The following is a 14,915-nucleotide window of genomic DNA, read 5'->3' on the forward strand; positions in this document are numbered from 1 at the left end:
GTGTGCATTCAGGGGCTGGTAGAAGTGGTGTTGGAAGATACGGCCGGAGAGCTGTTTACCTGCACGCTCAGCTCGCCCGATCAGGGGCTGTACATTCCTCCCATGTGGTGGGGGAAGATGCTGTTTAAAGAAAAAGCCATATTGCTGGGGCTAGCTTCAGACGAGTTTTCAGAAGAAGATTACATTAGGCAAAAAGCTGACTTTAAATGATTGAACTGAGCCGTGAATTGCCTGATAAGAGCATGGCCAATGAGCCGGAACAATTGCTGTATGGCCTGCCAGCTTACGGTAAAGTAAGCTCGGGCCAGGAGCCACTTTGTTTCTATGGGCTGAGCCCGGGGGGCTTGTGTTGTCGGGTAAGCTTTACAGCCGGAGAACATGAAGTGATTAGTCTCATGAATGCCCCTTTTTCAGGTATAGACATTGCTCCAAGTTGTACTCATTCGGAGGTGCTGGCTTGGCTGCAACAAGTAGAAAAGCACTTGAAGTCTGCCGGCTACAAGACCGTCACTTTACACCAACCTCCGGCAGTCTACGGCAATCAGTCATTGGTAGAGCGAGTGCTTACAGCCAGCGGCTACCAACTCATAAGCAGTCGTAATTTTCATGTGATTTCGGTCAACGAAAGACCTCTAACCAGTCAAATGTCGGGCATGCAACTACGCAGATTCAGGAAGCTCTTGCGGGAGGAACCCGTGTTTGAAAGGTACGACTCGTCTGCTCTGAGCACTGTATTCCGGCAGATTGAACAATGGCGCAACACGGTAGACCAGCCGGTGAGCTTAGGCAAGGAGCAGCTTTTGGAACAAGTCAAGGCCTGCAAAGGGCATTATCATGCTTTTGGTCTCAGTCTTAAAAATCGGTTGGCGGCAGCCACTGTAGCTGTACGGGTGAGGGAAGATGCTTTGTATCACTTTTTACCGGCTAGCGACAGGGGATTGCATTCTGTGAGCCCTATGGTTGGGCTCGTAAACGGGCTGTACGATTGGTGTAGGCAACAGGGAATTACTATGCTCGATTTGGGGTCGTCCTATGTTCGGGGTATTGAAAAAGCTTCCCTTGTTCGGTTCAAAGAAAGCCTTGGAGCAAAAGCCTCAGTGGCTTTGAGTTGGCAGAAAACACTATCTTAGCAGCAAAAGATTGCGGTTGAAATCTAATTTTCTGAAAAGTTCTTCTTGGTCTTTTACCGCGGTGGTATTCAGAGCCTTGGGAGGCTTTACTATCAATAAGCTTTTCGCGGTTATGCTTGGCACCTCAGGCATTACACTACTCTCACATTTTCAAAACCTCACGTCTTTGTTTACTCTTTTGCCCAGCGAAGGGGTGAACCGAAGCATTATGAAGTACTGGTCTGATGAGACCCTGACCGAAGAGGAGAGGAAAAGGGTTTTTAAGACGGGCTTTTGGGTTACCGCTCTTCTTTTCTCCATTACTTTGGGGTTGCTTTTCTTCTGGAAGCAGGATTACTTTTTCGATCGGTTTATGCAGGAAATGAGCCCCTCCCGGTTTCTGCTCATCTTTGTTCCGTCAGTGTTTCTCATGCTTATGTCGGGCTACCTCAATTCGGTTATTCTGGCCTTGCGTAAGGTAAAAACGTATGCCATTATCAATATTGTGGGCCTTGTACTACTGGTAGCAGTGGTTTATGGAGGGGTAAAGTTTGGTGCCATAGATATGGCTCTGCTTAGTTTTGCCATTGGTTACGGCTTAATGGCTTTTGTGGCACTGGGCTATCTGCTGGCCAAAAGAAGGTCCATTAAGCTGGGTTTTGGGAGCCCTGATAAGCAATCGTTTCAGCGTATATGGAAGTTCGTTCTCATGGCCATTAGTGCCATTGTTTTCGGCCGATTGTTAGACTTTGCAGTTAGGGATTATGTGATAGATCTCTATGGTTTGGACAGAACAGGTCTGTGGCAGTCTGTAGCCAAAATGTCTACAAGCTATCTGCTGGTGTTTACCGGCACCGTGGGAGTGGTTTATTATCCTAAAATGGCCTCTCTAATCCATGAGCCGGGAGCACTGAAGTCGTACGTACTCAAGGTAATGGGTTTTGTTGCGTTCGTTACGGTGTTGTGTCTGGGGGTATATTACCTCAACAAGGAGTTTTTTCTCAAGCTGTTTTTCAGTCAGGGTTTTGAACGAGCAGCCTACCTTGTTCGCTACCAGGTAATAGGCGACTTTTTTGCCATACTCTCATATCTACTGGCCTATGTATTGAGTGCCAGAGTGGAAACAGTAAAGTATATAGGAGCTCAGTTTGTTTCGGCCATTATTTACTTGGGTACAGTAGGCTTGCTTATCGATCATTTTGAGCTGGAAGCCCTGACTCTCGGCTATTTATGGCGCTATTTGGGTTTCTTTATTGTCCTCATCATATTTAACCGCAGACTCTTGTTCCGATGAAGCCGCTGGTCTCAGTAATTTGTATAGCCTATAACCACGCACCCTATGTGCAGGAGGCACTTCATTCGCTCTTTGAGCAAACTTATGCTCCTTTGGAGATCATTGTGCTAGACGATGCCAGCAAGGATAACAGTGTAGAGAATATTGAACGCGCCATAGAAGGCCGTTCGGTTAAGACTGTATTTCATACGAGTAACCGGGGTTATACCAAAACCTTCAACCAAGGACTAGCCATGAGCACCGGGCAGTACATAATTGACTTTGCGCTCGATGATCGCATGAAGCCGGACTTTATTGAAGAGAGCATAAAAGCCTTTGAGCAGGGAGAGAGCGATTTGGGAGTGGTTTTCTCCAATGGAAATTATATTGATGCCCAGGGAAATTTCATAGCCAACCATACCGAGGAGCTCTTGAGGAAACACCTTATGCCCTATATACCCAGTGGAGAGGTGTTTCATTGGATACTGCGCAGATATTTTATTTGTACTCCGACTATGGTAGTGAAGAGAGAAGTATTCGATAGACTGGGTGGATACGATGAAACGCTGGCATATGAGGATTTTGACTTTTGGGTGCGTTCCAGCCGCTTCTGGCAGTATAGGTATGTCGATAAGGTGTTAATCGAAAAACGCAAACTAGCCAATAGCATGTCCAGTCAGCGCTATGCTCATCATCTCAACGAACAAATGAACTCTGTTTTCAAAGTGTGCGAAAAAGCGTTTCAGCTTTGTAAAAGTAAGGAAGACTTTGGTGCACTTGCCGTACGCCTTAACTATGAGTACAGGCAATGCCTTCGCTCCGGTCACCTGGTGCTGGCCTCTCAATACAGGCAACTGATGCGCGAAGCCGGTGTTCAATTTAATCCTGTTTCTTATTTGGCCCGGTGGGTAAATCGGGTAAACCGAAAGAAAATCCGTATATAGCCCTTAAGCCTTTTTGTAGTGCTTATCTACCAATGCTTTAGCGTATTGCCAGAGGCTTTCCGAACCTTCTTTTATTCTTTGTTTTTTGGCAATTACTGTTTCGTACGCCACGTTGTGCTGCGCCCATGTACCTCCTTTGTTCGAAGCATTTTGCATCATTGGAGCCAATCGGTCTATGGCTTTGGCAAATTTGGCCTCGTTGGTTTCTGCCGCTTCAAACTCCTTCCATACCTCAATTAATTCTTCGGCCTGATCTTTAGGTAAGAGGCCAAATATGCGATGAGCAGCTCTTAACTCCTCTTCCGTGTTGTCATGGCTCTTCTGCGTATCGAACAGAAAGGTGTCACCGGCATCAATTTCTACTATGTCATGAATCAGTAACATTTTTAGCACCTTGAGCATATCCAAAGGCTGGTCTGAATGAGGGGCCAATACCAGGGCCATCATACAAAGGTGCCAGCTGTGTTCTGCATCGTTTTCGTGGCGGTTACTGTTAAAAAGGCAAGTCATTCGTTCAACGTACTTGAGCTTGTCAATCTCATGAATGAACTGCACTTGCTTACTGAGGGTAGAAGATGAAGACATAATTTAGAGTAGGGTTTACGAAAAAATAAAATGGGTCTACTTGTTCAAATACTGCAGGTGTACTCGACTATTTATACCTGAGGCACTATACATACAAACCCTGCATTGGTTATTGCCGAAGATACAAATGGGGTCAAAGTATAGAAACCTAATTTTCACCATTTAACAGGTAGCCCGGCATTAAAATAAAAAAACCCGAACATCACTGCCCGGGTTTCAATGTGATTGAAAAAAGACTTATTCAGCTACAACAGTGAATTTAACGTCTTTCTTAACTTCTTTATGAAGGTCGATTTCTACTTCGTATTCACCAACCATTTTTACTTCGCTCTTGAAAGAGATTTTCTTTCTGTCTACTTCAATTCCTTTAGCTTTTAGGGCGTCAGAGATCTGAAGAGTAGTAACCGCTCCGAAAATCTTACCGCTTTCACCTACTTTAGCTTTAATCTCTAAAGTGTCATCGCCAATTGCAGCAGCAATAGCTTCAGCGTCAGCTTTAATTTTTTCTGCCTTGTGAGCAGCTTGTTTTATGTTCTCTTCAACGAGTTTTTTGTTAGACTCATTAGCGATAATGGCAAAACCCTGAGGAATAAGGTAGTTTCTACCATAACCGGGCTTTACACTTACTGTATCGTTCTTGTACCCTAAACCTTTAATATCTGTTTTCAATATTACTTCCATGACGTCTATACAGTTTAGGTGATTATTTCAATCCATCAGTTACATATGGCAACAAGGCAAGGTGTCTTGCTCTTTTCACGGCCTGAGTAACTTTTTTCTGGTACTTTAAGCTGGTACCTGTAATTCTTCTTGGAAGAATTTTGCCCTGCTCGTTCACGAAGCTCAACAAGAAATCAGGATTCTTGTAGTCTACGTATTTGATACCGTTTTTCTTAAAGCGGCAGTACTTCTTTTTCTGCTGCTCTCTGTTTACTGGTTCGTTTACAAGTGTCATGCTGCTACCTCCTCTTTCTTGTTTTTCTTAAATGCGCCAGATCTTCTTTTCTCGTTGTATTCAACAGCGTGCTTGTCTAGGGCAACGGTCAGAAATCTCATTACTCTCTCATCCCTTTTAAATTCGATTTCAAGAGTGGCAATTAAACTTGGGTCGGCTTTGAACTCCATCAGGTTGTAGAAACCGGTAGACTTGTGTTGAATTGGGTAAGCCAATTTCTTAAGTCCCCACTTTTCTACGTTGATTACTTCAGCTCCACCTTCTTTGAGGAGTTGTTCGTATTGGCCGACAGCATCCTTCATCTGATCTTCAGACAAAACGGGATTCAAAATGAATACTGTCTCGTAGTTTTTTAACATTTGAATTAAATTAAGTTTTGGGCTGCAAAGGTAGGTAATTCAGTCTAAAAAACCTTGCCTTGTAAAAGATTGTCACAAAATTAATCAGTCAGCTCTTGAATGCTTAATTTCAGGAGATTAAAATTCTTTCTCATTGACGCGCTCGGCAAAAAAATCTCTTGTGGCCATATTGCTTATACTGGTGTTGCCGGTGGTGGCGTATGGCGTATTTCAGCTCAACTCGCTTACTGTAGATGAAAGAGAGCTTACCACCATTTACAGAAGGCAGTTAGAGTCGGTTTTATTTTCGGTAAACCAAACCGCACAAGAAAAGACCGTTGAAGTGGTGGGCACTGCTTTGGGTGGGGAATGGGGAAAACCTGCCGATTCGGTACTTAAGGAACTATCTACTTTTCCCTTTTTCTATGCCTTGTATATGAAAGAATTGGGAACTGATGAAGAACGTCTGCTGTCCCCCAATCCCAAATTTCATGAGCAAACTTTTATCACCAAGGTCGATAGTTTGGTCGATGCACAAGAGGACGTTGTAAACAGGCTGGTACGCTACATGCAAGAAGGTAAATTCCAAAAGATTCAGTCTTTCAAAAGCTATTTGTCATACCAGGGTATGGATATCGATTATCAGTTTTTCATTACTGTAGTGAATGAAAAAGTATTCTTAGATGTCTATTTTTTCAATGCCGTTGGGTTCATAGAACAGTTGTTGGTGCCACGGTTTCAAGAGATGACACAAGGAGACTTTATCATTACCTGCAACCGAATATCGGATGGTACCCAGATTTACTCTACCTCCGGTGAGTTGGTGGGCGATATTGAAAGCGAACCGCTAGATCTTTTGCCACGATTTGAAGTAGGCATTGCCCGCGAAGGTGGCACGGTAGAACAAGCAGTGAACCGTAGAAAAAACCAAAACCTCATAGCCCTGGGCTTGCTTATGATGGTTATGATTATTGGCGTTTGGCTGGTGTTTAGGAATGTGCAAAAGGAAATGGAGCTGGCTCAGAAAAAAGCCGATTTTGTTTCCAATGTTTCGCATGAAATCCGAACCCCGCTCGCGCTCATTAATATGTTTGCCGAAACCCTGCTGCTGGACAGGGTTAAAGAGGAAGCCAAGAAGAAGGAATACTACGAGATCATAACCAAAGAAGTGAGCCGCCTAACCAATATGCTCAATCGGATTCTGAGTTTCTCTAAAGTTGAGGCCAACAAACGGGAGTACAAAAAAAGTAGGTTAGATGTCTCAGCAGTGGTTGAAGATGTAATGAGTACTTACTCCTACCACTTAGAAAGCAATGGTTTTGAGCACACCATGCAGCTACATCCCAAACCCCTTGAAGTGATGGCCGACAGAGAAGCCATTACCGAGGTATTGGTTAACCTTATAGACAACGGTATGAAGTATAGCCCAGAAAGAAAACAACTGGAAGTGCGGACTACCAAAACCGATGACTTTGCCTGTATTATGGTAAAAGACAATGGACTGGGAATTGCCAAAAACCAACTGGATAAGCTATTCGAGAAGTTTTACCGGGTTCCTACGGGCGATGTTCACGACACCAAAGGAGCGGGCCTTGGGCTCTCTATCGTAAAACACATCATCGATGATCATGAAGGAAGAATAAAAATTGATAGCCAGCCGGGAGAGGGAAGTACCTTTAGCATTCTCCTGCCTTTGGCCAAAAAGCATTAACAGTTAAACAGAACTAAAGAAATGTCTAAAATACTCATAGTAGAAGATGAACCGGCCATGAGATTAGGGCTGAAAGACAATCTGGAGTTTGAGTCGTATCAGGTAGAGTTGGCAATTGATGGAGCCGAAGGCTTAAAGAAGGCCACAGCGAGCCAGTACGACTTGATAATATTAGATGTGATGATGCCCAAAATGTCAGGCTTTGATGTATGTAAAGCCATGCGAAAGGCCGGTGTACTCACCCCAATAATTTTTCTGACGGCTAAGAGTGAAGAGATTGACAAAGTACTGGGGCTGGAGCTTGGGGCAGATGATTACCTCACAAAGCCCTTCAGTTTGAGGGAATTAATCGCCAGGGTAAAGGCCATTCTCAGGCGCAGCCAGGGGAGCTCCGATAAAAACCTGAAAGGAGAGGTTAGCATTGGCAATCTTACGGTAGATTTTGGGCAGTTTGTAGCCCGGACACACGAAGGAGAAGTGCGTATGTCGCACAAAGAGTTTGAAATACTCCAATATTTAATGGAACACACCAACGAAGTAGTGAGTCGGTATGATCTACTCAATAAAGTATGGGGTTATGAAAGTCAGCCAACCACACGAACTGTAGATAACTTCATATTGAGGTTGAGACAGCGAATTGAAGAAAACCCAAACGAACCAAGGCATATATTAACGGTGCATGGTGTAGGCTATAAGTTGCTTAGGGCTTGAGGATGGAAGCGCGAAGTGGGGAGACGGCTGACAAAAGGAATAACGTAAAAGCCCGAGAATAACCCATTGAAGCACAGTGCTTTTAGAGGTCTACGGTTAGAATGAGTCAAAACCTGAAAAGAGAAATATGGGTTTGAAATCAAAGAAAAACCGATATCTAAAACCTAGCTTATGACAACTTATGACATTCGTTTACTACCCAATGACACCGGCTTTGGAATTACAGCGTAAAATTGTACCATAAGCTCAAAGATCAAATAACTCGAACATCACTAAAACTAAAACTACAGAACCAATGAAGAAGCTGTTTCAGAACTTAACGAAGCCCCAAGCCAACAAGCTCAGGCTTGCTATCGTTGATTTTTGAGACAGCCTTCATTGAAAGTTAACCGATGAAAAAAACACTGATAATAGTATTGATAATAGGGGTTCATAGCCTGGCATTTGGTCAGCATGCCAGACGATTAATGAACCTTAGAGGCGATTGGAAATTCTCTATTGGAGACAGGGAGGAGTGGGCCTCTCCGCAATACAACGATTCAGACTGGGAAGAAATATATGTGCCTCAACGCTGGGAGCGAGAGGGGTTTAATGGCTACGATGGTTTTGCCTGGTATCGAAAAACATTTGACGGCAAGGGGTTAAAGCGCGAAAAGGTACACCTGCTCAGGTTGGGATATATAGATGATGTAGACGAGGTTTATGTAAATGGAGTGAAAATTGGCTTTTCAGGAAGTTTTTACCCCAACTATTATACGGCATGGAACGCAGAAAGACAATATGTTATTCCTCCTGAGCTCATTAACTATCAGGGCGAAAACCTCATTGCTGTGAGGGTCTTCGATCAGGGAGGCGAAGGAGGTATTTATAGTGGTGAAGTGGGGATTCTCTATCTCGATGAAGAATTTAAAGACAGTTATTACCTGGAAGGCCTCTGGAAGCTTAAGGTGGGCGACAGGCAGGAATATGCCAGGCCAGACTTTGACGACTCCCGCTGGCAAGATATTATGGTGCCCTCTAATTGGAAAACCATAGGAATATTCGATCTCAATGATTTTGCCTGGTATCGTAAAAAATTCACCATTCCTGCCAATGGTAAGCTCGATGAAATGACCCTTGTATGTGGTAAAATAGACGATTTCGATGAAGTATTCATTAATGGGGTGAAGGTAGGAGAAACCAACGATGGAAGGCCTCTTGGTCGCTCGGGTAGCTACGCCAAACTAAGGGTTTACGACATTCCAAAAGGGGTTCTGAAGAAGGGAGAGAATGTGGTTTCTGTACGGGTAGAAGACATAGGAGCCAATGGTGGTATTTATGAAGGGCCCGTATTGATAATGCCCACAGCCGAGGCCACGCGGATGGCCAGACGCTGGTCTTATTGGCGATAGGGGCGAGCAGCTATCTGCTGCACCACTTCCTCATTAATTTCATGACGACCATCAAAAGTTATTACCTCCGGAGTTACCCGTAGTTGGCGGGCAATTCCATTTTGCTCAGCCATTCTCTCATCCGAAAGAAATTCATCGGCCAAGCCGTATACCAGTAAACATTCTTTGTTACGGAGTCTGTCAGAACTTTCGATAGGAGGTAAATCAGGAGGGAAAATACCTGCCCATAGCACCAGCCTGTCGAAAGGAAGTGAAGTCATAGTGGCTAGTCGCGATATGGTTGCCGCTCCCTGAGAAAAGCCAAGAAAAGTAATTTTTAGAGGTTTATTCAATGGCATGATCACCTCCCGGTAAACCGCTGAGAGATAACTGATGTAATTGGTAATGTCGCTTACACGGTCTTCACGGGTCATCCAGGTAGCACCTACTCTTCCGCTGTAACCCTGCAGATAGTAACGGAAGAGTCCTTCCGGGGCAACTATCAATCTTTTTTCATTCGCAATGGAGCTAAACTTTCGAATGAAGTAGCGCGCCAACTGGCCGTGGCCGTGGCAAACCAGCCATACTTCATCTGTCTGTGGCCCCGCTGTGCCCAGTAGTTCATAGCGCGCATTGAACTCAAAGCCAATTCTCTTTTCCATTATTCCTTTAGATGCTTGTCTGAAAATTTAAAGGGTAGAATATTGTCTATAGACTCAGATTCATACACCTCATTCTTCTCATTGAGCAAAAATAAACGAATAGGTTTTGTTTGCTGGTTCTCGTATTCACTCATCACTTGTCTGCAACTACCACAGGGAGTGGCTAGCTTAAAGCTTTTGGCAGTTTTGGGTTTAGCCACTATGGCCACCATTTCTATTTCTTCCTCAGGGTGTAGGCTTTTGGCAGCAAAGAAGGCTACCCTTTCTGCACACAATCCACTGGGGTAGGCGGCATTTTCCTGATTGTTGCCCTGCACAATTTGGCCATTGCTAAGCCGGAGAGCCGCACCCACCTGAAAATTAGAGTAGGGACAATAGGCCCTTTGGGCTGCTGTTTGTGCCTCTTCCAGCAATTGAACCACTTGCGGATCGGCATCATTTATTGAGTAGACGGTGAGTTTTGAGTTTTTGGTAATTTCTCTTTTTATCATAGGCTTTCTTAAAGAGGGCGATGAATATACAAATCTTTTGGAGGATAGTTAACAAAAGGGCGCACTCCCGCTGTAGCAATTTAAGATCTTCCTGTCTGCGAAAGAATCGCTCAATAAAGCCTTTTTTAACTGTTTTTTATAGAATCTACTGAAAAACAGTGTGTTATATGATTTTCTATTTGGCCTTGCCCGGTAATCGCCAAACTAAGTGACTGTCAAATTTGATCTTGGCCCTCATTTTTGCCTAATTCGCTGAACACGTATTTGTGAACTACCTATGGAGAAAATTTTGATACTGGGAGCGGGTCGCTCTTCCAATTCTTTGATAAGCTACTTACTGGATCATGCCAAAGAACGCAATTGGCAGTTGACCATTGCCGACTATGCACTGCAACTGGCCGAAGACAAAGCCAGAGGCCACGAGCGGGCAAAAGCTGTGGCATTAGACATTACCAACGATCAGGAGCGAAAAGGCTTGGTAAAAGAACATGACTTTGTGGTTTCAATGCTTCCGGCCAAATTTCACCCGGTGGTAGCCGAAGATTGTCTGCAATTAGAGAAGCACCTGTTTACAGCCTCTTACGTTTCGCACGACATGAAGGCTATGCATGACCAAGCCAGGTCTAAAGGGCTATTGTTTTTAAATGAGTGTGGATTGGATCCTGGTATAGACCATATGTCGGCTATGAAGGTAATTGACCACATTAGAGAAGAGAAAGGCCTGGAGTTAAGGGCATTTGAATCGTTTACAGGCGGACTTTTGGCACCAGACCCTACCGATGATAACCCCTGGCAGTACGGGTTTACCTGGAACCCCAGAAATGTGGTGTTGGCAGGTCAGGGAACCGTAAAATTTATTCAGGAAGGACGTTATAAATTCATTCCTTACCACAAGCTTTTCAGGCGAATAGAAATGATTCACATTCCGGGGTATGGCTATTTTGAAGGCTATGCCAACCGAGATTCCCTCATGTATTTGGACGTGTACAACCTAAGAGGCATTAAAACGCTTTATCGGGGAACTTTGAGGAGGCCTGGATTTTGCAAGGCTTGGGATGTATTTGTACAGCTTGGGGCTACTGACGACAGCTACCTGATGGAAGGGGTAGAGGGTATGACCCATCGCCAGTTCATAAACTCTTTTCTTTCTTTTAACCCTAAAGATTCTGTAGAGCTTAAGTTGGCGCACTACCTGGGGTTAGACCTGGAAGGGCCCGAAATGCACAAACTTCAGTGGCTGGGCATGTTCGATGAAGAGCCTGTGGGCCTAATGAAGGGTACACCTGCCCAAGTTTTAGAACACATTCTCAAGAAAAAATGGACCATTGGCCCTGATAAGAAAGATCAAATTGTCATGTGGCATTTGTTCGATTATGAAGAGGAAGGGGTGACCAAACGTATTCGGTCGGCCATGGTGGCTACCGGAGAGAATGCTCGCGAAACAGCTATGTCTAAGACCGTAGGTTTACCTTTGGCCATCGCCATACGCCTATTCTCTGAAGGCAAAATTGAGTCGAGAGGGGTTCAGGTTCCTATTTCCAAAGAGTTCTATGCACCTATACTGGATGAGTTGGATTCTTTAGGGTTTCAGTTCATTGAGGAAGAAGTAATACTAGACTAACTGGAATAAGTGGGCAAACGGGATAACCTCTTATTATGAAAGACTAATTGTCTTTCTTATTCTTCTTTTTAAAGATGTTGCCAATCTTCTTGAATAGCCCTTCTTTTTTGGGAGTTTCTACAGCCGTGCTGTCAATCTCCAGCCGGGTAGTTTTGGGTTTGTCTGTGTTGACGAAAATTCTGCGCAGAAAACCCGCTTCTTTCTCCGGAGCACAGTTCATGAGGTTGAGCACGCGGGTAGAGGGGGGAGAAAACCTGGCATAGGCAATGGACTGATGATCGGTAGAGCGGTTCATTTTCTGCTGAAAGAGCGCATATATGGGCAGGGCAGAGTTAGCCCCCTGGCCCATGGCCGTGGTTCTAAACCCAATGCGATGGTCGTCTGAGCCAACCCAGGTAATGGTAATGAGCCTGGGAGTAAGAGCCACAAACCAACCGTCTTTGTTGTCTTGCGTAGTGCCTGTTTTCCCGGCTATATCATTCGATAGGCCGTATTTCCAGCGTAGTCGCTGAGCGGTGCCCTCAGTTACGGTGCCCTTCATCATTTCTATCATGGCCTGACGATTTTCTTCGGAAAAGACAGGAGTCTCGGCCACTTCCGGTTTAAACTGTGCCAACTCTTTGCCTTTGTTGTCTTCGATTTTCTGAATGAAATAAGGCTTAGCCGGCTTACCAAAATTAATGAAAGAGGTATAGGCTTTGGCAAGCTCCAACATGTTCATTTCTGCTGTGCCCAGGGCAATAGAAGGAACATAGGGTATGTCGGACTCTATGCCCATACGATGAGCCAGGTCAATGATTTCGGGTATTCCGGCATCTTCCATTACTTTCACGGCCACGGTATTTATTGATTTGCTCAAAGCAGTTTTCATTGCGTAGTTCAGGTCGTAAGATTCACCTCCTGAGTTGGTGGCCGTCCAGTTATCGTAGTTGGCATATGTAACCTGTTGTCCGGAATAATAATCGCAGGGTTTGGCCCCTTTCTCCAGAGCCGCAGCATACACTATGGGTTTAAAAGTAGAGCCAACTTGCCTCTTGGCCATACTCACATGGTCATATTGAAAGTGTTCAAAGTTAATGCCTCCCACCCAGGTTCTAACCGCTCCGGTAAAGGGGTCTACAGAAAGAGCACCGCCTTGCAAAAACTTTAGGTAGTGCTTCACGCTATCGAGATGACTCGCCTGAACCACTCTGCTACCTTCCCAGTCCCAAAGTTCCATGGGCCTTTTAAGTTTCAACGAATCCTCAATTTGTTTTTCGGTGAGTTTCTGAGCTTTCAACTTCTTGTAGTAGTCAGATTTTCGTACTGCGTCCTGAATAATGGTGTTGTTCATTAGCCAGGGGGCACGTCTTCCATAACTATCTTCGAATTCATCCTGAAGACTGCTCAGGTGTTCGGCCAAGGCCTCTTCGGCCATCTGTTGCAGGTTATAGTCTAATGTGGTATATATTCTAAGTCCACTGGTAAAAAGATTCAGATCGGTATTGTTCTCTTTGTTGTATTCTTTAAGCCATTTTTCCAGTTTTTTCTGCAAGCTGGCTCTAAAGTATGGTGCAAGGCCGTCTTCATGGCTGAAGGATTTATAGCTTAGTTTGAGTGGTTTTTTACTGGCAATTTGTCTTTGCTCATTCATCAGGTAACCGTAGCGTTCCATTTGAGCCAATACCGTGTTGCGTCTGCTTACCGAGCGTTCCGGAAAAAGCCTGGGGTTATAGCTATGTGAGGCCTTGAGCATACCTACTATTACTGCCGATTCTTCCAGGGTGAGGTCTTCTGTTCGTTTGCCGAAAAACTTTTCGGCAGCGCTTTCAACACCATAAGTATTGTCGCCAAAAGGCACGGTATTGAGGTATAGCGTAATGATTTCTTCTTTGGAGTAGAGCTTTTCTAATCGTGTAGCGCAAATGGCTTCCTTTATTTTACTCACAGGCATGGAGAATATGCCGTGGTCTTTTCTGGGGTATAAATTTTTAATGAGTTGCTGGGAGAGAGTGCTGCCACCACCGGCCGACTCATCGCCCATAAGTATAGATTTGAAGATAACCCTGAGTAAACTTCTACGATCTACTCCGTTGTGTTCATAAAAGCGTGCGTCTTCTGTAGCAATAAGAGCCTCAATAAGGTGCTTGGGAATTTCTTCAAAAGTGACGGGTTGGCGATCGAAAATAAAGTATTTGCCAATGAGTTCTCCTCCCCGGGCATAAACCTCAGTAGCCTGGCTTTGCTTTATGTCAGCCAGTTGTTCAGAAGAGGGGAGAGGCTCCCAAATTTCCCAGCGTACGGAGAGGTAAAAAGAAAATAGGGCAAGCAGCCCCAGGACAGCGCTAAAGCCTATCCACTTGATCCAGCGTTTCCAGCTATTTTTCTTTTTTCGGCTTACCATGGACTTTGGGAAAAACGTATGTTTCTTGTAATTCTTGCAAAATTATAAGAATAGTTTTCCAGAGTGAAGCGTGAACCATAATTTGCTGGTCAGATGGATGTGCAATCGAAGTTTTTGAAGCGCGATGCGGTGGTAGAAGTAGTGCAGGAACTGTACAAGGCCTCTGTGCCAATGAGCTATGATTTTGAGAAACACAGGCTGGAATGGGAACAGGAAGGTCTTCCCTTTTCCTTTCGGTTGCCTATTACCCTGTTTTTTGAACCCAACGGGCAAATGCAAGAGCAAAAGGTGGTTAAATACCTGATGTTGTTGGTGCAGACAGGAAGCGCCTCTGTAGGTGTATTTAATGGAGAAGACTGCCTTTCGCACAAAGTGTTTACGGCTTATATGGTTCGGAAAAAGCAGGGGAAAAGCCAGATAAAGCACTTAAAGACCAAGGGGAAGTCCAGAGCAGGAAGCCGAATAAGACTGGCAAGTGGAATTGAATTTTTCGAGAATATAAACGAGAGGGTTTCAAGGCATTTTCAGGAGCACGAGTTCGACCGTATAGCTTTCAGCTGCTCTAAAATACTTTTGCCTCATTTGTTTGGAGCCAAAATACAACCGCCTTTCGAGAAGAAGGACGAACGCCTATACAAAATACCCAAGCACCTTCATCAGCCTACTTTTGAAGTAATGTTGGGTATGCAGCGGTTTATTAACCAGGGGGAGCTTATTCTTCCTGCTGTTGTAGACCCGGACGACTTGTTTTACCTGTAAGGT

The 14,915-nt window shown here is 44.6% G+C and carries 16 protein-coding genes; 9 read left to right on the plus strand and 7 right to left on the minus strand.

Features of this window, described 5'->3' with window-relative positions:
- From B3763_RS18585 to B3763_RS18600, 4 genes are all read left to right on the plus strand, one after another.
- On the plus strand, positions 1–210 hold a 210-nt coding region (locus tag B3763_RS18585), incomplete at its 5' end, for a WxcM-like domain-containing protein (protein ID WP_286748351.1).
- Positions 207–1,130: a GNAT family N-acetyltransferase gene (locus tag B3763_RS18590; RefSeq protein WP_286748352.1), complete on the plus strand. Its 924-nt coding sequence runs from the start codon at positions 207–209 to the stop codon at positions 1,128–1,130. The genes B3763_RS18585 and B3763_RS18590, both read left to right, overlap by 4 nt.
- 16 nt (positions 1,131–1,146) lie before the next feature.
- Positions 1,147–2,403 (plus strand): hypothetical protein, encoded by a 1,257-nt coding sequence (locus B3763_RS18595; protein WP_286748353.1) that lies wholly within the window; start codon positions 1,147–1,149, stop codon positions 2,401–2,403.
- On the plus strand, positions 2,400–3,326 hold the full coding sequence (locus B3763_RS18600) for a glycosyltransferase family 2 protein (protein WP_286748354.1): 927 nt from the start codon (positions 2,400–2,402) through the stop codon (positions 3,324–3,326). The genes B3763_RS18595 and B3763_RS18600 overlap by 4 nt, the downstream gene beginning before the upstream one ends.
- Before the next feature lie 3 nt (positions 3,327–3,329).
- On the opposite strand, the gene B3763_RS18605 is transcribed toward B3763_RS18600, so the two are convergent.
- From B3763_RS18605 to rpsF, 4 genes are all read right to left on the minus strand, one after another.
- Positions 3,330–3,911 carry an HD domain-containing protein gene (locus tag B3763_RS18605; RefSeq protein WP_286748355.1) on the minus strand — a complete coding sequence of 194 codons (582 nt, stop codon included), beginning with the start codon at positions 3,909–3,911 and terminating at the stop codon, positions 3,330–3,332.
- Positions 3,912–4,148: 237 nt separating this feature from the next.
- Positions 4,149–4,592: a 50S ribosomal protein L9 gene (gene rplI / locus B3763_RS18610; protein ID WP_189629676.1), complete on the minus strand. Its 444-nt coding sequence runs from the start codon at positions 4,590–4,592 to the stop codon at positions 4,149–4,151.
- 22 nt (positions 4,593–4,614) lie between these two features.
- On the minus strand, positions 4,615–4,866 hold the full coding sequence (gene rpsR, locus B3763_RS18615; RefSeq protein ID WP_189629677.1) for a 30S ribosomal protein S18: 252 nt from the start codon (positions 4,864–4,866) through the stop codon (positions 4,615–4,617).
- The gene (gene rpsF / locus B3763_RS18620; protein WP_189629678.1) at positions 4,863–5,225 is read right to left on the minus strand and encodes a 30S ribosomal protein S6; all 363 of its coding nucleotides are present in this window, start codon (positions 5,223–5,225) and stop codon (positions 4,863–4,865) included. The genes rpsR and rpsF overlap by 4 nt, the downstream gene beginning before the upstream one ends.
- Before the next feature lie 133 nt (positions 5,226–5,358).
- Between rpsF and B3763_RS18625 the strand changes: the two genes are divergently transcribed.
- From B3763_RS18625 to B3763_RS18635, 3 genes are all read left to right on the plus strand, one after another.
- On the plus strand, positions 5,359–6,915 hold the full coding sequence (locus B3763_RS18625) for a sensor histidine kinase (protein WP_286748357.1): 1,557 nt from the start codon (positions 5,359–5,361) through the stop codon (positions 6,913–6,915).
- 21 nt (positions 6,916–6,936) lie between these two features.
- The gene (locus B3763_RS18630) at positions 6,937–7,626 is read left to right on the plus strand and encodes a response regulator transcription factor (protein WP_189629680.1); all 690 of its coding nucleotides are present in this window, start codon (positions 6,937–6,939) and stop codon (positions 7,624–7,626) included.
- Positions 7,627–8,018: 392 nt separating this feature from the next.
- A complete protein-coding gene (locus B3763_RS18635) occupies positions 8,019–9,017 on the plus strand; it encodes a beta galactosidase jelly roll domain-containing protein (RefSeq protein WP_286748358.1) in 999 nt (332 codons plus the stop codon).
- On the opposite strand, the gene B3763_RS18640 is transcribed toward B3763_RS18635, so the two are convergent.
- Positions 9,005–9,658 (minus strand): alpha/beta hydrolase, encoded by a 654-nt coding sequence (locus B3763_RS18640; protein WP_189629682.1) that lies wholly within the window; start codon positions 9,656–9,658, stop codon positions 9,005–9,007. The two genes, B3763_RS18635 and B3763_RS18640, sit on opposite strands and share 13 nt — an antisense overlap.
- Positions 9,658–10,149 (minus strand): cytidine deaminase, encoded by a 492-nt coding sequence (cdd, locus tag B3763_RS18645; protein ID WP_286748359.1) that lies wholly within the window; start codon positions 10,147–10,149, stop codon positions 9,658–9,660. The genes B3763_RS18640 and cdd overlap by 1 nt, the downstream gene beginning before the upstream one ends.
- A 277-nt stretch (positions 10,150–10,426) precedes the next feature.
- Between cdd and B3763_RS18650 the strand changes: the two genes are divergently transcribed.
- Positions 10,427–11,770, plus strand: coding sequence for a saccharopine dehydrogenase family protein (locus B3763_RS18650; protein WP_286748360.1), 1,344 nt, complete (start codon positions 10,427–10,429; stop codon positions 11,768–11,770).
- Positions 11,771–11,813: 43 nt separating this feature from the next.
- Here B3763_RS18650 and B3763_RS18655 read toward each other — a convergent pair whose 3' ends face one another.
- Positions 11,814–14,153 (minus strand): penicillin-binding protein 1A, encoded by a 2,340-nt coding sequence (locus B3763_RS18655; protein ID WP_286748361.1) that lies wholly within the window; start codon positions 14,151–14,153, stop codon positions 11,814–11,816.
- Between the two features lie 93 nt (positions 14,154–14,246).
- On the opposite strand from B3763_RS18655, the gene B3763_RS18660 reads away from it, so the two are divergent.
- A complete protein-coding gene (locus B3763_RS18660) occupies positions 14,247–14,912 on the plus strand; it encodes a hypothetical protein (protein ID WP_189629686.1) in 666 nt (221 codons plus the stop codon).
- The last annotated feature ends 3 nt before the right edge of the window (positions 14,913–14,915 follow it).

It is taken from the genome of Roseivirga sp. UBA1976 (genome assembly GCF_002336325.1).
GTDB lineage: Bacteria > Bacteroidota > Bacteroidia > Cytophagales > Cyclobacteriaceae > Roseivirga > Roseivirga thermotolerans.

Coding starts and splice junctions, on each gene's coding strand:
- B3763_RS18590 (WP_286748352.1), top strand. CDS start 207: ATGATTGAACTGAGCCGTGAATTGCCTGATAAGAGCATGGCCAATGAG.
- B3763_RS18600 (WP_286748354.1), top strand. CDS start 2,400: ATGAAGCCGCTGGTCTCAGTAATTTGTATAGCCTATAACCACGCACCC.
- B3763_RS18605 (WP_286748355.1), bottom strand. CDS start 3,911: ATGTCTTCATCTTCTACCCTCAGTAAGCAAGTGCAGTTCATTCATGAG.
- rplI (WP_189629676.1), bottom strand. CDS start 4,592: ATGGAAGTAATATTGAAAACAGATATTAAAGGTTTAGGGTACAAGAAC.
- rpsR (WP_189629677.1), bottom strand. CDS start 4,866: ATGACACTTGTAAACGAACCAGTAAACAGAGAGCAGCAGAAAAAGAAG.
- rpsF (WP_189629678.1), bottom strand. CDS start 5,225: ATGTTAAAAAACTACGAGACAGTATTCATTTTGAATCCCGTTTTGTCT.
- B3763_RS18630 (WP_189629680.1), top strand. CDS start 6,937: ATGTCTAAAATACTCATAGTAGAAGATGAACCGGCCATGAGATTAGGG.
- B3763_RS18635 (WP_286748358.1), top strand. CDS start 8,019: ATGAAAAAAACACTGATAATAGTATTGATAATAGGGGTTCATAGCCTG.
- B3763_RS18640 (WP_189629682.1), bottom strand. CDS start 9,658: ATGGAAAAGAGAATTGGCTTTGAGTTCAATGCGCGCTATGAACTACTG.
- cdd (WP_286748359.1), bottom strand. CDS start 10,149: ATGATAAAAAGAGAAATTACCAAAAACTCAAAACTCACCGTCTACTCA.
- B3763_RS18650 (WP_286748360.1), top strand. CDS start 10,427: ATGGAGAAAATTTTGATACTGGGAGCGGGTCGCTCTTCCAATTCTTTG.
- B3763_RS18655 (WP_286748361.1), bottom strand. CDS start 14,153: ATGGTAAGCCGAAAAAAGAAAAATAGCTGGAAACGCTGGATCAAGTGG.
- B3763_RS18660 (WP_189629686.1), top strand. CDS start 14,247: ATGGATGTGCAATCGAAGTTTTTGAAGCGCGATGCGGTGGTAGAAGTA.